Genomic DNA, 21,704 nt, shown 5'->3' on the forward strand with positions numbered 1-21,704 from the left:
AAGTCAAGAACGCCTGACTTGGTTCGACTTTGAGCCGCATTAGGAACCGCTCAGATCTGCTTTTAACTCACCCTTGAGCCATGTCGATAGACGGGCTCAGTGTCCCAAGCCAAGCCACCAAGACGACGATGGCCACAGCACAGGTCGATTCAAGCACCACGCTTGTTCTCAAGGCAGTCACTGCCAGAGAGTAATCACCGGCCTGCGCAGATCGCTCAAGGGCAGGACTCAGGTAGAAACGATTCAGGGTAGCAAGTCCGATCATGCCCACGAACAGCACGAGTTTCACGAGTAGAAGAACACCATAGGTGCCCGATATGACATCGACCACTGTCGGCCCAACGATGAAAAGATAATTAGCGACGCCGGTAACTATGACCGTGCCAACGATCAGTGCGCCTGCTGTTTCGAATCCGCTGAGCGCTCGTGGCAGCACCCGGACGAGTAGCTCTGGATCAGAGCTTTTCATCCTTAGCATCAAACCAAACGCCGCGAGAGCTCCGATCCACCCGCCAGCGGCAAGTAGATGCAGGATATCAGCGGCAAAGTGCCAGAACCGCTTGGCACCCTCATCCATGGCCCCATGACCTGTCCACGCGAGCGTCGCCAGGGCGATGCTGCCAGCTAAGGTAGCAACCCATAGACTCTCTGTTGGCCATCGCTTGCTCTGGCTTGCGACAGCAATGACCACCGCTAGCGAGATCATGCGCGTCACCCAGCTAAAGCCGATCTCGGTCTCGTACAGCATCATTTCCAAGTGTGGCCGCAGCCCCGTCCAATCGGAGGCGCCGCTCATGTTGCTCGTCATAACCACGAAAGCTGCTATGGACAAAAGCATGCCTATAGCAGCGGTGCCGGGCAGTATCCACCCAAAATGCAACACTGCTCCGGACACACGCTCTTTACCCCGAAAGCTGTACAGTCCAAAGACCGCCAGGCCGAACAGGAGCATCAGATCGAGATAAAGCGCGAAGCGCAGCGCCACATTCAACGGGTCGCCCATGCTTATTTCACTTTGAACGTAACGCTGCCGGTAATCGGATGGGTATCGGAGGAGACCGCTCGCCATTCTACTTTGTAGGTGCCAGCGGTGAGGGGGGCAGCTGGAGTCAGGATCATTGTTTTTGGATCGCTACTTCCTGCAACGCTGGCTTTCATGGGCATAGGGGAGTGAGACATACCAGGCATTTCCGTCATGACCAGCTTGGCTCCGGAAAACTGGGTAACTAGGTTTTCAGAAAAGTGCAGTTCAATCTTCGCAGGAGCAGGGCCGCTCTCGCCTTCAGCTGGAGTGGAAGACAGCAGCTTCGGGTGAGCCTGGGCAACTGCGCTGAGCAGAAGGCTGGAAGAAAGAGCGACGGCCACAAAACAGGATTTAAATACTGACATGCAAGGCTCCTCACAGCGCGTAGCTGTTGTAATGAGGTTAGATAATTATTGTTGCCGCTAAGTTTGATTTAGAACCACACCCGGATACCGAGCACCAGGCGTGCTTCGTTACTGTCTTCGCCTTCATCGCGGGCGTAGTCAGCGGTCTTTCCATAAGCCCGATTCCAAGTCACACCGACGTAAGGTGCGAACTCTGGGCGGATTTCGTAGCGGAGCCGCAGACCAATCGCACTTTCAGACAGTCCTGAGCCAACGCCCCGCTGGGGATCGTTTTTGCCATAGAAGTTGAGTTCTGCCGTCGGTTGCAAAATCAGCTTATTGGTCAGGAGAATGTCGTAGTCTCCTTCCAGCCGGGCAGCGGTCTGACCACCTTCACCCAGGTAAGCAGTAGCCTGAGCCTCGAAGTTGTAGAGCGCCATGCCGTGGATACCGAAAGCTGCCCACGTTTGAGGGTCGCCTGGTTTGAAGTCTTGACGAACTCCGCCGACCAGATCCCACCAAGGGCTGATGGAGTGGCCCCAAAGCGCTTGAACCTCGGCTTCTTCAGTCTTTCCGTTGGTGCGCTCACCTTCGGAGCGCAGCCATAGGCGATCAACATCGCCACCTATCCAACCTTGGGCTTCCCAGTTGAGCGCGCTTCCATCATCAGCGTCCTGCCATTCCAGCTTCTCAAATATAAAAAAAGTATTGAGAGCAGTGTCATGGACTTCGTGACCACCAGGCGCCTTATAGACTGCGGCTCTGTCAGCGTCAGTTAAAGGCGGTATTGGAGTCCGGCTTTTGGTCTGTGTCTGCTGCTTGGCGGGCTGCATACCCTCCATTTGGCTGTGATCCATGCCCTGCATCTGGCTATGATCCATACCCTGCATTTTGCCGTGATCCATACCCGGCATCTGTCCGTGATCCATTGTCTGCATCTTCCCGTCTTCCGTGCCCTGGCCGGGTTCAGCGGCTACAGGCAGGATAAAACCAGCGGTTAGAGCAACCGTGAATACAGCTGAATGCATGCGAGTCCCGCAAAAGAAATTGCTCATAGTCAGCTCCTTATTCCTCTACACGCACTTCGCGGAACATACCCATTTCCATGTGGTACAGGAGATGGCAGTGGTAGGCCCAGCGTCCCAGCGCATCGGCTGTCACTCGGTAGCTGCGCTTTGAACCTGGCGGCATATCGATGGTGTGTTTGCGGACAAGGAATTGCCCGTTTTCATCTTCAAGGTCGCTCCACATGCCATGCAAGTGGATGGGATGGGTCATCATCGTGTCGTTGACGAGAACGATGCGGACTCGCTCGCCATATTTCAGTTTTAAAGGCTCGGCGTCCGAAAATTTCACGCCGTTGAAAGACCAGGAAAACTTCTCCATATGACCGGTCAAGTGCAGTTCGATAGTTCGACTTGGCTCACGGCCATCTGGATCCTCAAACGTGCTCTTTAGGTCAGAGTATGTCAGTACCTTTCGGCCATTATCGCGAAGGCCCATACCGGGATCATCAAGCTTTGGCGACGTCGACATGGCCTGCATATCGACGAGAGGGTTGTTGGACTCTGAGGCCGGGTGCTGCTGCATTTCTCCCATGCCACCCATAGACATTTTGCTGTGATCCATCCCAGTCATACTGTCCATGCCGGGCATGTCTTGCGTAGCGCCATGATTCATACCTTTCATGTCGCCGCCGTCCATCCCCGACATACCCTGCATTGAGCTGCCTTCCGTACCGGCCATCTTGCTGTGATCCATTCCAGCCATGTCGCCCATACCACCCATCGCGCCATGATCCATACCGGCCATACCCATGTCGGCCATGGTGACGAGAGGACGAGGGTCAAGTTCAGGTACTGGCGCAGCCATACCGGGCCGGACGGCCAAGGTGCCTCTGGCGTACCCCGATCGATCCATCGACTGCGCGAACAGCGTGTAAGCGTCCTGAGTCGGTTCAACGATCACATCGAATGTCTCAGCTGTGGCGATCCTGAGCTCATCCACGGTCACAGGCTTGACATACAAGCCATCGGCGGCTACGACGGTCATCTTCAAGCCCGGAATACGGACATCAAAGTAGGACATGGCCGACCCATTGATGAATCTCAATCTGATCTTTTCGCCGCGTTTGAAAGTGCCCGTCCAGTTGGAATTAGGAGCCAGGCCGTTCATCAGATAGGTGTATGTCGCGCCGCTGACGTCTGCGATGTCAGTGGGATTCATCTTCATCTCGGCCCACATCTTGCGATCAGCGACGGTGGCTGACCAACCTTTGTCCGCTACGTCTTGGATGAAGTCACCGACTGTCCGCTTGTGGATGTTGTAGTAGTCCGCCTGCTTCTTCAGCGTTTTCATCAGCGAAGCAGGATTTTCATCCGTCCAGTCAGTAAGCATCACCACGTGCTCACGGTCATACTCAAAAGGCTCGGGCTCTTTTGCTTCGATTACCAGCGGGCCGTACACACCTACCTGCTCTTGGAAGCCGGAATGACTGTGATACCAGTACGTTCCGTTTTGCTTCACCTTAAATCGGTAAACGTACGTGCCATCAGGCTCGATCCCATGGAAGCTAAGGCCCGGCACACCGTCCATATTCGCGGGAAGAATGATCCCGTGCCAGTGGATGGAGGTCATGTCCTTGAGGCGATTCTTGACCCGCAAGGTCACGGTATCTCCTTCACGCCAGCGCAGCAGAGGCCCCGGAATTCCACCATTGATGGTCATGGCCGTACGGGAATTGCCAGTGATGTTTACCGGCGTTTCTCCGATGAATAGGTCAAATTCTGTACCTGACAGGGCACTGGTCTCGCCCAAGCTTGGAGCCGCCCATACAGGCGTACGCCATAGCCCTAAGCCACCGAGAATTCCGCCTGCGGTGAGACCTTTCACGAAGGTGCGCCGAGAAGTTTTGGATTGCATACCGATTCATGTCCTGTGAGTCAGGTGCACGCACTGCAGTGTATTCCTGAGGGTTTGCCCTTTAGATAGCTAGTGCGCTTGATACATCGAAGATGCCATAAGCGAACAAACGGCGTAATTACATTTCCGTAAGCTGGGCGGCTCAGCAGTGATGAGTCTGCGTAAGCGTCCGGCCAACACGCCTTCAAAATTTATTAAGTGGAATTTAGAGGCGGCGTATAGCCGAGCTGCTGTCGTCTAACCGGAATCGCTCGGCGAAGGTAGAAGGGCTCGTTTACACAGTCGATCCGCGCATAAACATGGCTCATGTGGTGATAAGGGCAGCCCTGTCGCTCGGGGTCTACCTGCAGTGCCGCTTGAGCTCCACAAATGCGCGGAAATCCCCGTAGGGAATGGGCAGTTTACCGTGGAAGAAAATGGACGATGCCTGGTTGTAAAAGCCGTGCGGTGATTTTACATACGCTTTTGCTCTAGCTCGGGCTGCTTGAATCATTTCGCGATTACGGTACCCGGCTTTTTCTACCTGGTCGGTGACGATCTGCTCTACGACTTCAGCACGCCCTGCAGCGTTGAAGCTGGTCACCATAAAAGTGGCTAGGGTTCGGTAAAACCATTCTCCGCAGTGGAATAGCTTCAGAGGGGCAGCTAACAAGGCAAGCCCTGCCTGCAAATCGCCAGACTGAACGACTGACTTGTAGAACGCTGGAATGACGTCTCGAAGGTAGCCAGCTTGCACCTCATCAGGTGCCGCAATGAGATAGTTGAATGGGCAAGGCGCCGTGATGCTTACAAGCTTTGAAATCTCCAACCCGTGGCATACAGCTAGCACTACCGCCGTGTTATTACGGGTCGCCTGGTTAATCGCCGCAATCTCCTGGACAAGCTCTTCCCATCCGACATATTCATTGCTGGCGGGCAGGAAGATTCCTTTCGCAGGATCTCCATGGCACTCGAAATGTAGTACGGGAAAGAGAACGCCTGATCTGCATTCCGTCTGCACCATCCTCAGTGCTGCAATCAACATCTGCTTGCTTTTGATCTTGTGGAAACTGCAGTACCCCGCTCGGCCAATAGCGGTGGAGTGGTCGAGCAAATCCTCGTAAAGCCGCAATCCTGTTTGCATTTCGCTTTCACCGAGCGCATCGAAAATGATCAAGCCGTTGTTTTGGCATATCGAGGTATAAACCAGCTCTTCCATAGTCACGATTATCCAGGTGGTACGGGTTTCGTATCATGCCTGCCGCGCCCCAGCGGCGCACGCAAGGCGTCACGCCGTCCATGACCTACGAGGTTCCCCAGGGGGATACGTTCCTCTGCGGCTGCCTTTCGTTTTTGTAATCCTACCTCCACCTCGCCGTTATGTTCGACTCGTCAAAATGCGCCTGCTGGCAGCTCGCATAACAAAACAAGCCAGATCGACATTGACAAAAATCTGCCGATTCGAACGGAGCGCACATGACTCACTTGAAGAAACTATCCCTGGCCTTGATTTCAGCAGCAGCCAGTTTTACACCCGTTACCAGCTTTGCGGATGAGGAAAAGGAGGGATTTATCGAGGGCAGTACGCTCACGGTACTCACCCGGAATTTCTATATGAACCGTGACCACCGAAAGGGGGAGTCAAGCCCCACAGGCAATGGGTATTCCGAGGCATGGGCACAAGGAATCATTGGCCGATTTGAATCTGGCTTCACGCAGGGCACCTTTGGTGTTGGGGTTGATGCGTTTGCGATGACGGGTATCAAGCTCGATACCGGTGGAGGCCGTAACGGCGCCAGGAGCTCATTTGACGTACTACCGGTTGATGGCAATGGCGATGCCGAAGATGAGTACACAAAACTGGGTGGTTCGATCAAGGCACGGGCTTTCGATACCGTTGTAAACATGGGAGACGTGTTCCCTACGACCCCAGTCGTGTCCTTCGGCGATTCGCGCCTGCTCCCAGAGAGCTTCCGAGGGGTGACCGCTGTGAACAACAGCATCAGCGACTTGACCCTTCAAGCAGGGCGCCTTCATGCAATGAGCCAGCCTGCGTCCAGCGGGATGCAGGATGATTTTGCTACGTTTTATGCAGGCTCAGTGGACTCACCATGGGTTGGGTACTTCGGAGGCGAGTATGACGCGACTGATCGGCTAAGCCTCAGTCTTTACGGAAGTCGTTTGAAAGATGCGTGGGATCAAACCTACGTCTCTGCTTCATATGTTCAACCCATCACAAACGCGCTTGCTCTCACCGCTGACTTCAACTACTACAATGCAAAAGATGAAGGAAGAAAACTTCTTGGCGAGTTCGATAACGACATCTGGAGCGCGAAGCTTGGAGTCAAGTACGGCGCACATACGCTGTCGCTCTCACACCAGCGTAACCAAGGCGATGATGACTTCGATTATCTGCGTCAATCCGATTCGATCTATCTCGCGAACTCGATCCAGTACAGCGACTTCAACTCCCCTAAGGAAAGATCATGGATGATCACCTATAACATCGAAATGTCACCGTTTGGCTTGCCTGGTCTGTCGTTCATGACCCGTTACGCCAAGGGCACCGGAGCGGATTACTCGAATGCGAATAACGTCTATATGCGTCGAGATGGAGAAGGAAACCCCTTGACCGATCAACATCGCTGGGAGCGTGACATTGAGGCCAAGTACGTCGTCCAAACAGGATCTATGAAAGACTTGTCACTGCGAATGCGTCAGGCCACGACACGAGCTACGGCCTTTGAATCTGACCTAGACGAAGTCAGGCTGATAGTCGAGTACCCACTCAGCATCCTGTAACGCCCTAACCATAACGCCTGGCGCTATGGTGACGTTATAGCTGAGTAACAAAAGAAAAGGCGCCCTATACAAGGCGCCTTTATCTGCGGAATATAAAATACTTAATGCGTTAGTCCGGTAGGCCGTTTTAAGTCCTTGCCGTCCGCTCATCGGGTCAGTGTTTATTGCGGCATTCGCTTAGCGCCATGTACTGCACTGTCATTAGCTCACCCGCTGAGTTCTCATAAGTCATAAGTCGCGGTATGACCTGGCAGCTTTTTGTATCCGGTGTCTGTCGTACAACTTTCGCTACGTCCAGTTTCATGCCGTACTTGTATTCGATAATCTCTGGCATGGGCTTGTCTTTCTTATCTGCATAGGCCTGGATAGCAATTTGATGCTTCTCAATAGACTCCTGAGCCAAGGAGTCGCCACTGAGTGCATAGGATGGCAGAGAAGCTAAAGAAATGCAGGTGGCTATCAGTGCGGACATAAGGCGCATAGTGTGAACCTCTATTAGTAAGTATCCCCATTATATGAAGGGGGGATTACCTGGAGGTTGCCCAAGAATTACGATTCGGAAATCTATATCCTCCGAACGATTGCCGCTACCTTTGGCATAACAATATTGTAATCTTGCGATCATGTTGCTGTTAGCAGGCGAGGGTTATGCTTTACCTAATCTCTACAGAAAGGAATTCTGACTTCTGGAGCCGCCCAATAATTTTCCGGTGATATATATGAAGCTCGTGAAATCGATCCTGTTCGTGGCCACAACTCTTTCTTGCGCCCTGGCCTTTGCCCAAGATGGCAGCGAGCGCTCCATGCAAGCGGCTCAGCAGTTCCGTCTTGCCCAGCAGGAAGCCCGCGAAAAGAATGAATTGCGCGTTGAATCGCAGCGGCTGGTAAAGGACGAAGATAAAACGGAAAAACAAGTGTCGGAGAAATCCGAAGGTTAACCACATCACATCGGATTCACCTTAGAAGCTCAAGAGCTCCTTTGGAAAAGGTGAATATTTAAGCGTCCTTCGGGGCGCTTTTTTTTGCCTTTTCGGAACTGTGGTGAACACCTCCAACACGCGTCTGTCTCACAGATACAAACTGGTTTGCACTTCTTTTTATCTGATGCAAGGAACACATTATGAGCGCAGGTCACAGCCATGGGCAGGTACGCGCAGGGCATGAAAAGAAGCTCTTGATGGCACTGGGCCTGACCACTGGATTCATGATTGCAGAAGTGATCGGCGCATGGATAACCGGCAGCCTGGCATTGCTTTCTGATGCTGCTCACATGTTCACAGATTCTGCGGCACTGGCCATCTCGTTGATGGCTTTCCAAATCGCCAAGCGACCTGCTGATCGGAATCGAACATTCGGGTACGCGAGGTTTGAGATTCTGGCCTCAGCGTTCAACGCGATCCTGCTGTTCCTCGTGGCTCTTTATATTCTCTATGAGGCTTACCAGAGGCTCTTCAATCCCTCCGCCATTCAATCGACTGGCATGTTGATTGTGGCCGTCCTAGGTCTTGTGGTTAATCTGATTTCGATGCGCCTGTTGGGCGCTGCAAGTGGTGAAAGCCTGAATGTGAAGGGCGCTTATCTGGAGGTCTGGAGTGACATGCTCGGCTCGATAGGGGTGATCGTTGCCGCTATCGTGATTCGGTATACCGGTTGGGCATGGGTGGACTCACTGGTCGCTGCGGCCATAGGCTTATGGGTGCTTCCTCGCACCTGGACGCTACTACGCGAGAGTATGAATGTGCTGCTTGAGGGCGTGCCCAACGGCATCGATTTAGACAAAGTAGAACAAGCCATACTCTCTGTGACGGGTGTCCAAGCTGTCCATGATTTACACGTTTGGTCGGTCACCAGCGGCAAGAACGTGATGAGCGTCCATGTGGTCATTTCGCAAAGCTCTATGGACGGTCAGTCCATTCTGGCGTCAATTACCGCTTTGGTTACTGAGCAGTTCGAGATCGGCCACTGCACCATCCAGCTGGAGCATGACGGCTTCCACGATGATGATCATTCAGCGGACGATCATCATGAGGATGGGCACCTGCACCATTCCTGACGCTCGCGGCAGAGTTGCCGCGAGCTTGCTTTGAGGGGGGAGGCTCGATCAGTCCTCCTCCCGGCGATATGCCCATTGGTACAGCGCCGGGAGCACCAGTAAGGTCAGCGCCGTCGACGACAGGATGCCGCCGATCACTACGGTGGCCAATGGGCGCTGAACCTCAGCCCCTGTGCCGGTAGCCAAGGCCATGGGTATGAACCCGAGCGAGGCAACGAGGGCCGTCATCAACACCGGGCGCAGGCGTGTCAATGCCCCGATGTTGATAGCGTCGCTCAGAGAGCGCCCTTCTTCTCGAAGATTTTTGATAAACGCGATCATGACCAGCCCGTTGAGCACTGCGACGCCAGACAGCGCAATGAAACCAACGCCCGCTGAAATGGACAGTGGTATGTCCCGAAGCCACAGCGCCATGACGCCACCGGTCAATGCAAACGGAATACCGGTAAAGACCAGCAAACCGTCCTTGAGGTTGTTGAACATCATGAAAAGCAGGGCCAGCACCATCATCAATGCTACTGGTACCACGATCTGTAGCCGCTTGGCCGCAGATTGTAACTGCTCAAACTGCCCGCCCCATGTTGTCCAATAGCCTGCCGGTATCTGCACGCCATTTTCGATGGTGTCGGCAGCTTCCGATACAAATGACCCCAGGTCTCGCCCACGGACATTGGCAGTGACGACGACTACGCGCTTTCCATCTTCCCGGCTAATTTGGTTAGGCCCTAGTACCAGATCAAGGCTCGCGACTTGCGATAGCGCGATGAAACCAATCTGCTGATCAGTACTGCCCGCGCTGGCCGGGACAGGAATCAACAAGCTCGATAAGCCAGCAACATCGGTTCGAAGCTTCTCGGACAGGCGCACGACCATGTCGAATCTGCGGTCACCTTCGTACAACGTTCCCGCCTGTCGACCACCCACAGCGATCGCAATGGCGTCTTGGACATCTCCCACATTCAGGCCGTAGCGAGCAGCCTTGTCCCGGTCAATATTGATTGTCAGCACCGGCAGGCCGGTGGTCTGTTCTACCTTGACCTCAGAAGCTCCAGGCACTTTTTGCAGGGCAGCGGCGATCTTGGCTGCCGTCTGGTTCAGTACCTCCATGTCATCGCCAAACACCTTCACCCCAACGTCGCTTCGAACCCCGGACACCAGTTCGTTGAAACGCAGTTGTATGGGCTGGGACAGCTCATAGTTACTGCCCGGCACACTCGCGGCAGCCTTCTGTAGATCGGCAATCAATGCCTCCCGTGACTTTCCTGGATCGGGCCACTCACTCTGTGGTTTGAGCATGACGTAGCTGTCGGAGATGTTGGGCGGCATTGGATCGGCTGCGATTTCAGCTGTACCGGTTCGAGCGAACATCCGCTCTACTTCAGGCACCTTCTCGATGACCGCTTTCTCCAGGCGTTGCTGCATATCCACCGATTGACTCAGGCTTGTTCCTGGCACCCGGAGTGCCTGCAAGGCAAAGTCACCTTCGCTCAAGCTGGGGATAAACTCGCTGCCCATTCGGCTGGCGGTAAAACCCGACAGGACGATCAGCAAGAACGCGGCTGAGAAGGCTATCGAGCGGTGGCCAAGCACCCATTTCAGCACAGGTTCGTAGCGAAGGCGTGCTGTGCGCATGACGACGCCTTCTTCTTCCTTGACCTTGCCGGTGACGAACATGGCGATCGCAGCAGGGACGAATGTCACGGAAAGAATCATGGCGCCGAGCAAAGCAATGACGACGGTGAATGCCATCGGGTGGAACATTTTGCCTTCAACGCCCGTCAAGGCAAAGATCGGCAGGTAGACGACCATGATGATGAGCTGACCAAAAATCAGAGGTCGACGTGCTTCTTTTGCGGCAGCGAAAACCTCATGAAATCGCTCCCCTCGGGTCAACATCCGTCCATGCTTTTGCTGAGCATGAGCCAGCCTGCGAATCGCGTTCTCGACGATTACAACGGCTCCGTCGACGATGATGCCGAAATCCAGTGCGCCCAGGCTCATGAGGTTGGCACTGACTTTGTTGGCAAACATACCTGTGAAGGTAAACAACATGGCCAGCGGAATCACCATCGCCGTAATCAAGGCAGCCCGGATGTTCCCAAGGAACAGAAAGAGGATCGCGATGACCAGGATTGCCCCTTCAATCAAGTTCTTCTTGACGGTTGCGATGGCCTTTTCAACAAGATTGGTGCGGTCGTAGACCGTTACGGCCTGGACACCTTTGGGCAACGTTCGGTTGATGTCTGCCAGTTTGGCAGCTACCGCTTGTGAAACGGTGCGGCTGTTTTCCCCGATCAGCATGAAGACCGTGCCCAGCACTACCTCACGCCCATTCTCGGTCGCCGCGCCTGATCGTAGCTCCTGGCCGATACCTACATCCGCAACGCTTTTGACGCGGATAGGCGTGCCCTGCACGTTAGCAATTACAATGTTCGCAATATCTTCGGCAGTGGCGAGCTGACCAGGTGCCCTAATCAACAGCTGTTCCCCACCGCGCTCAATGTAGCCCGCTCCGACGTTCGCGTTGTTGCGCTCCAAGGCCACTACCAAATCGTTGAGCGTCAGCTTGTAAGCGGCCAGTTTTTTAGGGTCTGGAGCGATCTGATACTGCTTAGCGAAGCCGCCGATGGTATTGATTTCAGCCACGCCTGGGACGTTGCGCAGTTGCGGCTTGACGATCCAGTCCTGAATGACCCGCAGGTCGGTCGGGGTGTAGGGCGTTCCGTCCTCCTTAAGAGCGCCCTCGGCTGCCTCGACTGTCCAAAGGAAGATTTCCCCCAGACCCGTCGAGACCGGCCCCATCACTGCGTCAACGCCTTCAGGAAGCTGATCCTTGGCAACCTGCAGCCGTTCGCTGACCTGCTGGCGAGCAAAGAACAGATCCGTACCGTCTTCAAAAATGACGGTGACTTGCGACAGGCCCGACCGTGACATCGAACGTGTCTGCTGGAGCCCTGGCAAGCCGGCCATGCTGGTTTCAATCGAATAGGTGATCCGTTGCTCTGTTTCGAGCGGCGAGAAACCTGGTGCAGATGTGTTGATCTGTACCTGGACATTGGTAATGTCAGGGACTGCATCAATAGGAAGTTTCTGGTAGCTGGCAATGCCTAGCCCAGCCATCAGCAGGACAGCCAGCATTACGACAATGCGCTGTTCTATCGCGAATTGAATCAACCGTTCAAACATGGGTTTGTACTCGTGCGACGCGGATCAATGGGCGTGCTCAGCCGAGCCTTTACCAAGCTCTGACTTGAGAATGAAGCTGCCTGTAGAGGCCACTTGGGTACCTGCGGCCAGGCCTTGAACGACTTCTACGTAACCACCGTCACGTCGACCCATGGTCACCGGCTGTAATTGAAATCCCTCTGGATTGCGCACGAACACCGAAGGCTTGTCCTCAACGGTTTGAATAGCTGACTCAGGAAGGCTGACAGCCGCTTGGGCCTTGTCCGCTGTCACGTCGATTGATACAAAAAGCCCTGGACGCCAGGCACCCTCAGGATTGGGCAAAATGACTCGCACCACTGCAGCCCTTGTCTGTTCGCCCAGCAGGCTGCCGACGTAGCTCACACGGCCTTCAACTTTTGCGTCCAGATCAGGTGCGCTGACTGTCACCGGCTTGCCAACGACGACCTTGTTCAAGTCTTTTGGTGTGACGCCAAAGGTTGCCCATACACGCGTCAGGTCTGACAAAGTGAACGCGGTGCTGGCCTCATTCACCATCTCACCGATACTCAGATGCTTTTCCACGACCACGGAATCAAAGGGGGCCACGAGCTCATACCGGTTTCCTGCAGACGCGTTCAGATTTGCCCCAATGGCTCCGAGTTTCTGCCGCGCATTGGCCAGATTGATCTCTGCCTCTTGATACGCCTGGCGGGCCAGCAAGTAGTCCTGTTCGGCAGAAATCTTGTTCTGCCACAGCTCTTTCTCGCGCTGCATGGTCAGCCGTGCCAGTTCAAGGCGCCTCTGGATAGCGCTCAGCTCGCTTCTCTGATCCGAGATCTGTTGGCTGGCAATCACAGCCAGCACCTGGCCTTTTTTCACGGTCTGCCCCAGGTCAACCCTCACAGACTCGACTACGCCGCTTACGCGAGGCACTACGTGAGAGGTGCGGTCTTCATCGAAGCGAATTTCGCCGGGGAATGTCACAGACGTACTCATCTGTCGAGGTGCAGCGGCTACGACCTCAATACCAGCGGCAGTGATTTGCTCAGCCGTCAGCTCAAGGTGGCCTTCCTCTTCGTGGGCTCCCTCTGATGCAGCTTCTGTGTGGCCTTCCTTGCCATGGCCTTCATCGCTATGTTCTTTTTCCCCATGGCCAGTTTCTTTTTCTCCTGCTGCACCGTGCTCGTCCTTGTCATGTCCGTCTTCGCCGTGAGCGTCACCGGATTCCTTGTCATGTCCATCGCCAGCAGCTTGAACCTCAGCCACAACCGGCGGCATCTTGCCGCCTACCGCAACGCTACCCAGACCAATGATGGCAACGACCGCCACAGCGATTGTTATGCCCCGTGTTTTATTCATGAATGCTCCTGACGACCACCTGCATGCATCGCATGCAATGTGCCCGATAAGTTCGGATTAGCGAGATTTACGGATTAGGGGACAGGCGACTGAGATCGCCATAGATGCGCTCCACGGTTACCCTGGCATCAGTCGCCGTAGCCATGGATTCCAGGTACTGGGTGCGTGCATCAATGAGCGTGCGCTGAGCGTCGAGTACTTCCAGGTAACCGAATTTGCCCATTTCAAAACCGCGTGTGGCAGTGTCTACAGCGTTTTGGGCTGCCGGCAGGATGACTCGATTGTAGGACTCGACCTCCCGTGAAGAGGTTGTCCATTGATCCAGAGCCGATTGGACTATGGTGCGAAGTCTTAGCTCTGCGGCGTTGCGCAGATCTCGGGCCTGATCTGCACGACGAGAGGCGGCCAAGACATTGCCTTGGTTACGATTGAACAGCGGAAGGGGCATGGACATGCCAACGACGTTTACCTGCTCTCGGTCTTCGCGGCTGTACTGGCTGCCAACGCTAACGGTCAAATCCGGCACACGTTGTGCTCGTTCCGATCCTAAGGTTGCTTCAGTTCGCTGTATTTGCGCTTCAGCCAGGCGGAGCTCGGCGGACTGACTCAGCGCGCTCAACAGTTTCATTGAGGGCGGCGCTACAATCTTCGACAGATCAGCACCGTCCAACCTGTCGAAAGAGATCACAGCAGATCCCGTTGCCTTGGCCAGTTCTCGATAAGCGTTGATTTTAAGGGTCAGTGCCCGCCGCGCTTGAAGGTCTGTCTCTGCAAGCTGCACCTGGGCTCTGGTGGCCTCGACTGGTGAGGACTTACCCGCACGAACTCGACCTTCGGCTACCTCCAAACCCCTCTGTGCGAGGCCCTGCGACTGCTTGGCCAGATCAAGCCCGGTCTGTGCCCTAAACGCTGCAAAGTAGGCCTGCACCACATCGGCGCGCAACTCATTGCCCCGACGCTCCAGCTCGATCCTTGCCGCATCTTGCCCACGATCTGCTACGTCAATGCGGGCGCCCCGCTTGCCACCCAGCTCAAGTGCCTGACTCAACATGACCGTGGTGGTGCTGGTGCTGCGGCGGGTATCTTCTACCTCCCACGACAATTCGGGATTTGGCATCAGCCCGGCCTGTTGTCTCTCCCCCTCGGAGATCTGGATCTCCCACCGGGCAGCAGCAAGATCCGGGTTGCGTGAAAACGCAGCCTCAATTGCCTCTTGCAAGGATATGTTTTGCGATTTGTCCAGCGCCGCAGCGCTAAGTGGCACCATCAGAAGGGACAAGACGCCGAGTGCGTAAGCACATCTTAAAGTGCGCGTCGCTACTGAAAAATTTCCAAGCCCAAGCACTGCACTTCTCCAGTCGTTCAACAGGGTCAGCTCGATACGAGCAGGCGAAACTCGGTCTATAGCTAGACAAAGTAGGTGCGAGGACTCTAGAGATCTGCGGCTATCACAAGGGTTGCAGGAAAATTACAATTTCGTTATCTGGCAGCGGGTTTCTTGGGTTTGGATTAAGGTAGTCAGGTAGCAGGTCTTCGACGGAAATATGGAGTAACACCTTAGTTGTTTTCTGCATGGGTAGTCGGGTGCAGTCAGCGTGCACCGGGCCAATTCTTTATGTCAGGAACCTTGACCCTGAACCTGCTACAGGCTTTAAAATCCCTTTACGCACAGGGTCTTGTGAAAATTCTGTGAAAATAACGGCGCCGGGCATCTAAAAAAATCTATAGCTCGTAAGTCAGATAATGTAATTTATAGAGGATGTCTTCTATGCGAATCCTTGTTGTAGAGGACGAGCTCAAAACTGCCGAGTACATGCATCAAGGTCTGTCGGAAAGTGGCTATGTAGTTGATATAGCTAAAACTGGCATTGATGGTCTGCACCTTGCTCAAAGCCAAGTTTACGACATTGTAATTTTGGATGTTAACTTGCCGGTGATGGAAGGCTGGGAGGTGTTGAGAGAACTTAGAAAAACTTGCAATACGCGAGTTATAATGGTGACGGCGCGTGGACGCTTGGAAGAAAAAGTAAAAGGTCTCGAAATGGGTGCCGACGACTACCTCGTCAAGCCCTTTGAGTTTCCCGAGCTATTGGCCAGGATCCGGACACTGATGCGCCGAAGCGAGCAGTCGGGGCTGCCCGAAGTGCTCCGCGTGGCGGATCTTGAGCTTGACCAAGGTAGGCACCGAGCCTTTCGCGGCACCCAGCGCATCGACCTAACTACCAAAGAATTCGCTCTTCTTCATTTGCTGATGCGCCATAGCGGTGAAGTCATGTCCCGGACACAAATCATTTCTATGGTATGGGACATGAATTTCGACTGCGATACCAACGTAGTAGAGGTGTCGATACGTCGACTCAGGGCGAAGATAGATGACCCGTTCGACCGCAAGCTGATTCACACCCTGCGCGGTGTTGGATATGTGCTGGAAGCTCGGGAGTGAGGCCTACCAGACTGTCCATGCGCTTAGGGCTGACAGTGAGTATCTTCTGTGCGCTCCTGGTGCTGATTATGGCGACGTTAGCGTATGCGACCCTTTCGCGCCAGCTTGATGCGCGGGCTGTGGATGCGCTTAATGAAAAGCTTAGCCAGATCGAGCATAGCTTGGCGGAGGGCTTAAGCTCGGTGGCCGAAGTAGTTCTGCACCCGCATAACCTTCGCGATCAGATCATTGGCCATGATGACTACACGCTGACAATCCTGGATTCCAGTTCGCCAAGAAGACAGCTGTTGTCCTTAGGTGGCGATGAGGGAAAGGAGCTGCCTATTCCTGAAACAGATGGTCGGTCTAAGGATTTCCTACACCTGACAAGCCCAGAAGGCCAAGAAACCTTAATGGCCTACAGGGTGGTACGGCTGCTCAATGGTCAGCATGTGCTCGTGCTGCTTTCCCTGGACAGGAAAAGCGACGTCGCTCTCCTAAACGCTTATGTGAAATCTTCCCTCTTTGCGGTTCCACTGATCCTTCTTTTGGTAGGCGGCGGCGCCTGGTGGTTTGTTCATCGAGAGCTAAAGCCGCTGCGTGCGTTTCGGAAAGTCGCTGCGATGGTATCTGCGCGTGATCTCTCTCATCGGATGAAAGTGGATGGCCTTCCTGATGAGCTCCGAGATCTGGCCCACGCTATCAATTTCATGCTCCATCGGCTCGATAGTGACGTGCAGCAGCTTGCACAGTTTTCTGACGACCTTGCCCATGAGCTCCGCTCGCCTATGAACAATCTGATGGGCAAGGCTCAGGTGACGCTTTCAAGAGAGCGTCCGCCTTCGGAATACAAGCAGGTGCTGGAATCATGCACTGAAGAGCTGGAACGGCTCTCGCGCATGGTTTCACAGATGCTATTCCTAGCGAGCGTCAGTCAGCCATCTCTGCCTCTAGCGACCGCGTCGATTGATCTGCGCAGCGAAGCGGAGAAAGTGACGGAGCTGTTCTCGCACTCGGCTGAAGACAAGGGTATGTCTTTGGTCATTAGAGGGTATGCACATGCCCATGGTGAGACGCTGATGATACAAAGAGCGATCTCAAACCTTCTCTCGAATGCTATCAGGCACGGCCCTGCTGGGAGCACAGTCGCATTGGAGCTTGCAGAAAGCCGAACCGAGGCCTTACTGGCGGTACGCAATACTGGGGAGGGAATCGCAGCTGAGCACCTGCCTAGGATTTTTGACAGGTTTTACCGTGTCCACCCTAGTCGCTCCAGGCAACAGGGTGGAACTGGGCTGGGTCTAGCCATCGTGCGAAGCATCATGAGCCTCCATGAAGGCCATGTGACCGTAGAAAGCGAGCTCGACGGCCCGACGACGTTCAAGCTGATATTCCCCAAAAGCGCATAAGCTTAAACACTCAAAAACGGTGAGCGGCAGACCGGATTGACGGATACAACGTGTTACATATTCATGGCTTGTAGTGCGCCGTTTTCTCCATGAGGCTGCATTGAGCCAAGTGCGACGAGCCCAGGCTGTATTTTCTATATTAACGTGAGCACACACATGAAATTGCCAAGTATGAAAATCGCAGGGCGTCGCATTGCCATGCTCATTGCAGTAGGCACTGTGTCACTGGTTCAAGCTGCTCCAGCCCAGACCATTGACGTACACCGAGATCCGAACTGCGGGTGCTGCTCCAAATGGATCGCCTACCTGCGAGACAATGGCTTCACGGTGAACGATCACCTGGAAGACAACATGAGTGCAGTCAAGGCCAAGCTGGGCGTGCCCGATAAACTGGGCTCATGCCACACCGGCGTAGTAAATGGGAAGTTCGTAGAGGGCCATGTGCCCGTGCAGCAGATTGCCGAGTTGGCTAAGCGCTCAGATCTCATGGGTGTCGCCGCGCCAGGCATGCCCATGGGTTCCCCTGGTATGGAATCAGGCAATCGTAAAAGCGCCTATCAGGTCATTGGTTTGACCACGCAGGGTAAAGAGCTGGTCGTGGCTGACTATCCCGCGCAGTGACCCTCCATGGTATCGAGTCGAGCCTTTTGGGACTTGACCCTGTAGCCACTTCAGGGTGTTTACTCGCAGCATGACTTGCTGAGGGTAACGAAATGAAGAAGTGCTGCGGCGAACCGAACGGTTCCCCCGCCGTCGCCGAAAAGGCTGAACGAGCGGTTGAAACATGGGTGCCAAACCACGAGAGCACGGTCAGCGGGCTGGGCAGCGCTGTTTCGCCCTACTGCGGCACTCGCGATGGCTTGGCGTCGGATGCTCCGGCAGCGACGTGCTGCTCTTCTGGCTCGCAAACTCAGTTGGCATCTGCCGGTTCGAGCCAGCTCTACACCCTCAGCGAACCAGCTAATTCAACTAAGGAGATGCGCAGTCCGATGCCCAGCGTCGAGCGTGCTCTTGGTGGCTGCTGCACGCCCTCTGAAAGTGTTAAATCACAATGCTGTGTGACACCTGAGCTAGCCGACCTAGGTGATACACCCCAAAGCCAATCCTCCGCAGGTGCGTCGTTCAATACTTTCCATATCAGTCAGATGTGCTGCCCCACAGAACAGGCCATGATCGAAGGCAAGCTGGGCAAGATGGCGGGTGTCGAGAAACTCGAATTTAACATGATGAAAAGAACGCTCGGCGTGTGGCATACCCTTGCGGATACGACTGTAATTGCCAAGGCAATCTCTACCCTGGGAATGACTGCGCAGCGGCTGGATGCCGCCAGAACCACGAAGATCCAAGTCGCCCAGCTGGACTGCTCGGCAGAGGAAAGTCTCATTCGCGCCAAGCTCAAAACACTTGCGGGAGTGGAGGGGCTGGAGTTCAACATCCCTCAACGCGCCGTCATTCTTACGCATCAGCCAGAGACTCTTGATAGGGCGTTAGAAGCTATTCGCAGCCTGGGGATGTCGGCTGTGGTTGCAGAAGAAGGCGGCAGCCAGCCGGCCCCAGCAGCCCCGAAGACTCCGTGGTGGCCTCTAGGTGTGGCAGGTGTCGCAGCGGTCGGTGCTGAGATCTTGCATTTGACGTCAGCTGCGCCGGAATGGGTTGTGGCCATGGTTGCCCTGCTTTCCATAGCGATCTGCGGGCCGGCCACCTACAAAAAAGGCTGGATTTCGATCCGGCATTTGAATTTGAACATCAATACGCTGATGTCCATTGCGGTCACAGGCGCGGTGCTCATTGGCCAATGGCCAGAAGCGGCTATGGTGATGTTCCTCTTCACCATAGCGGAGCTGATAGAGGCAAAATCGCTGGATCGTGCTCGAAATGCGATCCAAGGCTTGATGAGCCTGTCGCCTGATCGCGTGACTGTGAGGCAAGCAGAGGGGCAATGGGAGGAAGTGGACGCGAAAACTGTGGACATCGGCGACCTCGTTCGCACGCGTCCCGGTGAGCGAATCGGCCTGGATGGCGAAATCGAACGTGGCCACTCGACAGTGAACCAAGCCCCGATTACCGGCGAAAGCATGCCCATCGAGAAAACTCTGGGCGACAAGGTATACGCGGGCTCGATCAATGAAGCCGGTGCGTTTGAATACCGTGTTACTGCAAAAGCCAATAACACCACGCTGGCCCGTATCATCCATGCTGTAGAAGAAGCCCAGGGCTCGCGTGCGCCCACACAGCGTTTTGTCGATCAGTTCGCGAAGTACTACACCCCGTCAGTATTCTTTTTCGCGCTGGCGGTTGCAGTTATCCCACCCATTTTCATGGGCGGGGCCTGGTTCGACTGGGTTTACCGAGCCTTGGTCTTGCTGGTAGTGGCTTGTCCGTGCGCCCTGGTCATTTCGACCCCGGTGTCGATTGTCAGCGGACTGGCTGCTGCGGCGCGTAAAGGGATCCTGGTCAAGGGCGGTATCTATCTTGAAATCGGTGCCAAGATGGATTACGTCGCGTTGGACAAGACCGGCACCATCACTCATGGCAAGCCAGTGCTGACTGACTTTTATAGTTTGATCGACCGACCTGAAGCTGAATTGCGCACGATCGCGGCAAGCTTGGGCGGCAGGTCTGATCACCCAGTTTCGCTGGCGGTTGCGCGCGATCAGGATGCGACGCAGGCCAAGCAAGTCGATGACTTCTCCGCATTGCCAGGGAGAGGGATCAGGGGAACCATTGAGGGTAAGCAGTACCACCTGGGTAACCACCGGTTGCTGGAAGAGCTTGGGCTGTGCAACGCCTCGCTGGAATCGCGTGTGACTGCTTTGGAAATGCAGGGAAAGACCGTTGTCGTGCTGAGCGATTCATCTAGCGCGCTGGCCATATTTTCAGTTGCTGATACCGTCAAGCAGTCGAGCCAGAAAGCGATTGAAGAACTGCATCAACTTGGTATCAAGACCGTCATGCTCACGGGTGACAACAACCACACGGCAGCGGCCATCGCTCAAGCGGTGGGTATTGACCAAGCGAAAGGAAGCCTGTTGCCAGCTGACAAGCTCACGGCCATTGCAAGCTTACAGTCGGACGGCCATGTCGTAGGAATGGTAGGGGACGGCATCAATGATGCACCTGCCCTAGCCAAGTCCCAGATCGGTTTTGCAATGGCTGCAGCAGGCACCGATACGGCCATCGAAACCGCCGACGTGGCGCTGATGGATGATGACCTCAGAAAGATTCCGGCCTTCATTCGTCTCTCCCGTCAGACCGCGAGCATTCTCAAGCAGAACATCGTGTTCGCGATTGGCATCAAGGCAGTGTTTTTGGTCTTTACCTTGGTAGGGATGGCCACGATGTGGATGGCAGTGTTCGCCGACGTTGGGGTGAGCGTTCTAGTAGTGCTGAACGGACTGCGCTTGCTTAAGAAGTAATCCATAAGCCTCCAGCGCAGGCTGTTGCACGGTGTGCTGTGAAATGCACGCTCGCCACGTTGCACAAACAACCCGCGCTGAAGGAGCCTCGGCGAATGTCGAGGGTGCGGGAATTGACCAAGATGGAGATACGAAGCTGCCGAGACGTGACCATTTCTGCAGACCTGACCCTGAGTTCAAGAGCGAGGTCTGGCTGTAGTTGTGAAATGGAGGAACGGTCAACAGGTGCTTAGCCCACCTGTTTCGGTGCTTGATCCAACGACAGGGGCAATGCCGCTGGCCTGGTTCTCAGGAAAAAGTCGTTCGACAATCACGCAGTCGATCCACTGACCATCAAGGCAGGCATGTTTCTCATACACCCCCACTTGGCGGAAACCGCATGCTTTGCACAATGCAAGGCTGGCACGGTTGAAGCTAAATACGCGGGAAAGGACTTTCCAGAAACCCCGTGCTTGCGCCTCTTTAAGCAGTGCTTGAAGCAGATGCCTGCCCAGCCCCTGACCTCGAACCTCACCGCTCAAGTAAATTGAAAAGTCAGCAATGCCGTCGTAGCAAGCGCGAGCGCGGTATACGCTCAGACTCGCCCACCCTATAACCTGGTCGTCCACGTTAAGTAATACCAGGACAGGGTAGCGATCACTTGCCTGGAGTCGTTCAAGCATGTCTTTTGGGTTTCGAAGTGTCGTCTCGAACGTCGAACTTCTTTCCTCAATCCCTTGGTTGTAGATGGCAGCTATCGTAGGTGCGTCACTGGGCTCGGCGGGACGGATGCGCATAGGTAACTCCGTTGGTTGGTAGTAGCAACA

General features: G+C 54.7%; 17 protein-coding genes. 7 read left to right on the forward strand and 10 right to left on the reverse strand.

Going from position 1 to position 21,704, the window contains the following annotated elements:
- Window positions 1-67 precede the first annotated feature (67 nt).
- The 5 genes from copD to BLV18_RS00650 all read right to left on the reverse strand — a co-directional run bounded on the left by copD (window position 68) and on the right by BLV18_RS00650 (window position 5,488).
- Window positions 68-1,003: a copper homeostasis membrane protein CopD gene (gene copD / locus BLV18_RS00630; protein WP_090355419.1), complete on the reverse strand. Its 936-nt coding sequence runs from the start codon at window positions 1,001-1,003 to the stop codon at window positions 68-70.
- A gap of 2 nt (window positions 1,004-1,005) precedes the next feature.
- Window positions 1,006-1,389 (reverse strand): copper homeostasis periplasmic binding protein CopC, encoded by a 384-nt coding sequence (copC, locus tag BLV18_RS00635; RefSeq protein WP_090355422.1) that lies wholly within the window; start codon window positions 1,387-1,389, stop codon window positions 1,006-1,008.
- A 68-nt stretch (window positions 1,390-1,457) separates the two neighbouring features.
- Entirely contained in the window at window positions 1,458-2,423 is a 966-nt protein-coding gene (locus BLV18_RS00640) for a copper resistance protein B (protein ID WP_167375901.1), read from the reverse strand.
- Window positions 2,424-2,433: 10 nt separating this feature from the next.
- The gene (locus tag BLV18_RS00645) at window positions 2,434-4,290 is read right to left on the reverse strand and encodes a copper resistance system multicopper oxidase (RefSeq protein WP_090355424.1); all 1,857 of its coding nucleotides are present in this window, start codon (window positions 4,288-4,290) and stop codon (window positions 2,434-2,436) included.
- A gap of 340 nt (window positions 4,291-4,630) precedes the next feature.
- Window positions 4,631-5,488, reverse strand: a complete 858-nt coding sequence (locus BLV18_RS00650; RefSeq protein ID WP_090355427.1) for a hypothetical protein — start codon at window positions 5,486-5,488, stop codon at window positions 4,631-4,633.
- Window positions 5,489-5,745: 257 nt separating this feature from the next.
- Here BLV18_RS00650 and BLV18_RS00655 point away from each other — a divergent pair, with 257 nt between their 5' ends.
- Window positions 5,746-7,071, forward strand: a complete 1,326-nt coding sequence (locus BLV18_RS00655; RefSeq protein WP_090355430.1) for an OprD family porin — start codon at window positions 5,746-5,748, stop codon at window positions 7,069-7,071.
- Window positions 7,072-7,225: 154 nt separating this feature from the next.
- On the opposite strand, the gene BLV18_RS00660 is transcribed toward BLV18_RS00655, so the two are convergent.
- Window positions 7,226-7,552: a DUF2790 domain-containing protein gene (locus tag BLV18_RS00660; RefSeq protein WP_090355432.1), complete on the reverse strand. Its 327-nt coding sequence runs from the start codon at window positions 7,550-7,552 to the stop codon at window positions 7,226-7,228.
- A gap of 238 nt (window positions 7,553-7,790) precedes the next feature.
- Here BLV18_RS00660 and BLV18_RS22175 point away from each other — a divergent pair, with 238 nt between their 5' ends.
- On the forward strand, window positions 7,791-8,009 hold the full coding sequence (locus BLV18_RS22175; RefSeq protein ID WP_139210995.1) for a hypothetical protein: 219 nt from the start codon (window positions 7,791-7,793) through the stop codon (window positions 8,007-8,009).
- A gap of 182 nt (window positions 8,010-8,191) precedes the next feature.
- Complete coding sequence (locus BLV18_RS00670; RefSeq protein ID WP_090355437.1) at window positions 8,192-9,124, forward strand: cation diffusion facilitator family transporter; 933 nt, start codon at window positions 8,192-8,194, stop codon at window positions 9,122-9,124.
- 48 nt (window positions 9,125-9,172) lie between these two features.
- Here the strand turns inward: BLV18_RS00670 and BLV18_RS00675 are convergent, their stop codons facing one another.
- The 3 genes from BLV18_RS00675 to BLV18_RS00685 all read right to left on the reverse strand — a co-directional run bounded on the left by BLV18_RS00675 (window position 9,173) and on the right by BLV18_RS00685 (window position 14,918).
- Window positions 9,173-12,310 carry a CusA/CzcA family heavy metal efflux RND transporter gene (locus tag BLV18_RS00675; RefSeq protein ID WP_090355440.1) on the reverse strand — a complete coding sequence of 1,046 codons (3,138 nt, stop codon included), beginning with the start codon at window positions 12,308-12,310 and terminating at the stop codon, window positions 9,173-9,175.
- A gap of 24 nt (window positions 12,311-12,334) precedes the next feature.
- Window positions 12,335-13,651 (reverse strand): efflux RND transporter periplasmic adaptor subunit, encoded by a 1,317-nt coding sequence (locus BLV18_RS00680; protein WP_090355443.1) that lies wholly within the window; start codon window positions 13,649-13,651, stop codon window positions 12,335-12,337.
- A gap of 67 nt (window positions 13,652-13,718) precedes the next feature.
- Entirely contained in the window at window positions 13,719-14,918 is a 1,200-nt protein-coding gene (locus BLV18_RS00685; RefSeq protein WP_090355446.1) for a TolC family protein, read from the reverse strand.
- A gap of 501 nt (window positions 14,919-15,419) precedes the next feature.
- On the opposite strand from BLV18_RS00685, the gene BLV18_RS00690 reads away from it, so the two are divergent.
- From BLV18_RS00690 to BLV18_RS00705, 4 genes are all read left to right on the forward strand, one after another.
- The gene (locus BLV18_RS00690) at window positions 15,420-16,094 is read left to right on the forward strand and encodes a heavy metal response regulator transcription factor (protein WP_090355449.1); all 675 of its coding nucleotides are present in this window, start codon (window positions 15,420-15,422) and stop codon (window positions 16,092-16,094) included.
- A complete protein-coding gene (locus BLV18_RS00695; RefSeq protein ID WP_090355452.1) occupies window positions 16,091-17,482 on the forward strand; it encodes a heavy metal sensor histidine kinase in 1,392 nt (463 codons plus the stop codon). Before BLV18_RS00690 ends, BLV18_RS00695 begins: the two co-directional genes overlap by 4 nt.
- 156 nt (window positions 17,483-17,638) lie before the next feature.
- Complete coding sequence (locus BLV18_RS00700; RefSeq protein WP_090355455.1) at window positions 17,639-18,103, forward strand: DUF411 domain-containing protein; 465 nt, start codon at window positions 17,639-17,641, stop codon at window positions 18,101-18,103.
- A 602-nt stretch (window positions 18,104-18,705) separates the two neighbouring features.
- Window positions 18,706-20,898 carry a heavy metal translocating P-type ATPase gene (locus BLV18_RS00705; protein ID WP_425272635.1) on the forward strand — a complete coding sequence of 731 codons (2,193 nt, stop codon included), beginning with the start codon at window positions 18,706-18,708 and terminating at the stop codon, window positions 20,896-20,898.
- Between the two features lie 218 nt (window positions 20,899-21,116).
- Here the strand turns inward: BLV18_RS00705 and BLV18_RS00710 are convergent, their stop codons facing one another.
- Entirely contained in the window at window positions 21,117-21,674 is a 558-nt protein-coding gene (locus BLV18_RS00710; RefSeq protein ID WP_090355462.1) for an arsinothricin resistance N-acetyltransferase ArsN1 family A, read from the reverse strand.
- Window positions 21,675-21,704: the final 30 nt, after the last annotated feature.

It is taken from the genome of Pseudomonas coleopterorum (assembly GCF_900105555.1).
GTDB lineage: Bacteria > Pseudomonadota > Gammaproteobacteria > Pseudomonadales > Pseudomonadaceae > Aquipseudomonas > Aquipseudomonas coleopterorum.

Coding starts and splice junctions, on each gene's coding strand:
- copD (WP_090355419.1), bottom strand. CDS start 1,003: ATGGGCGACCCGTTGAATGTGGCGCTGCGCTTCGCGCTTTATCTCGAT.
- copC (WP_090355422.1), bottom strand. CDS start 1,389: ATGTCAGTATTTAAATCCTGTTTTGTGGCCGTCGCTCTTTCTTCCAGC.
- BLV18_RS00640 (WP_167375901.1), bottom strand. CDS start 2,423: ATGAGCAATTTCTTTTGCGGGACTCGCATGCATTCAGCTGTATTCACG.
- BLV18_RS00645 (WP_090355424.1), bottom strand. CDS start 4,290: ATGCAATCCAAAACTTCTCGGCGCACCTTCGTGAAAGGTCTCACCGCA.
- BLV18_RS00650 (WP_090355427.1), bottom strand. CDS start 5,488: ATGGAAGAGCTGGTTTATACCTCGATATGCCAAAACAACGGCTTGATC.
- BLV18_RS00655 (WP_090355430.1), top strand. CDS start 5,746: ATGACTCACTTGAAGAAACTATCCCTGGCCTTGATTTCAGCAGCAGCC.
- BLV18_RS00660 (WP_090355432.1), bottom strand. CDS start 7,552: ATGCGCCTTATGTCCGCACTGATAGCCACCTGCATTTCTTTAGCTTCT.
- BLV18_RS22175 (WP_139210995.1), top strand. CDS start 7,791: ATGAAGCTCGTGAAATCGATCCTGTTCGTGGCCACAACTCTTTCTTGC.
- BLV18_RS00670 (WP_090355437.1), top strand. CDS start 8,192: ATGAGCGCAGGTCACAGCCATGGGCAGGTACGCGCAGGGCATGAAAAG.
- BLV18_RS00675 (WP_090355440.1), bottom strand. CDS start 12,310: ATGTTTGAACGGTTGATTCAATTCGCGATAGAACAGCGCATTGTCGTA.
- BLV18_RS00680 (WP_090355443.1), bottom strand. CDS start 13,651: ATGAATAAAACACGGGGCATAACAATCGCTGTGGCGGTCGTTGCCATC.
- BLV18_RS00685 (WP_090355446.1), bottom strand. CDS start 14,918: ATGGTGCCACTTAGCGCTGCGGCGCTGGACAAATCGCAAAACATATCC.
- BLV18_RS00690 (WP_090355449.1), top strand. CDS start 15,420: ATGCGAATCCTTGTTGTAGAGGACGAGCTCAAAACTGCCGAGTACATG.
- BLV18_RS00700 (WP_090355455.1), top strand. CDS start 17,639: ATGAAATTGCCAAGTATGAAAATCGCAGGGCGTCGCATTGCCATGCTC.
- BLV18_RS00705 (WP_425272635.1), top strand. CDS start 18,706: ATGATGAAAAGAACGCTCGGCGTGTGGCATACCCTTGCGGATACGACT.
- BLV18_RS00710 (WP_090355462.1), bottom strand. CDS start 21,674: ATGCGCATCCGTCCCGCCGAGCCCAGTGACGCACCTACGATAGCTGCC.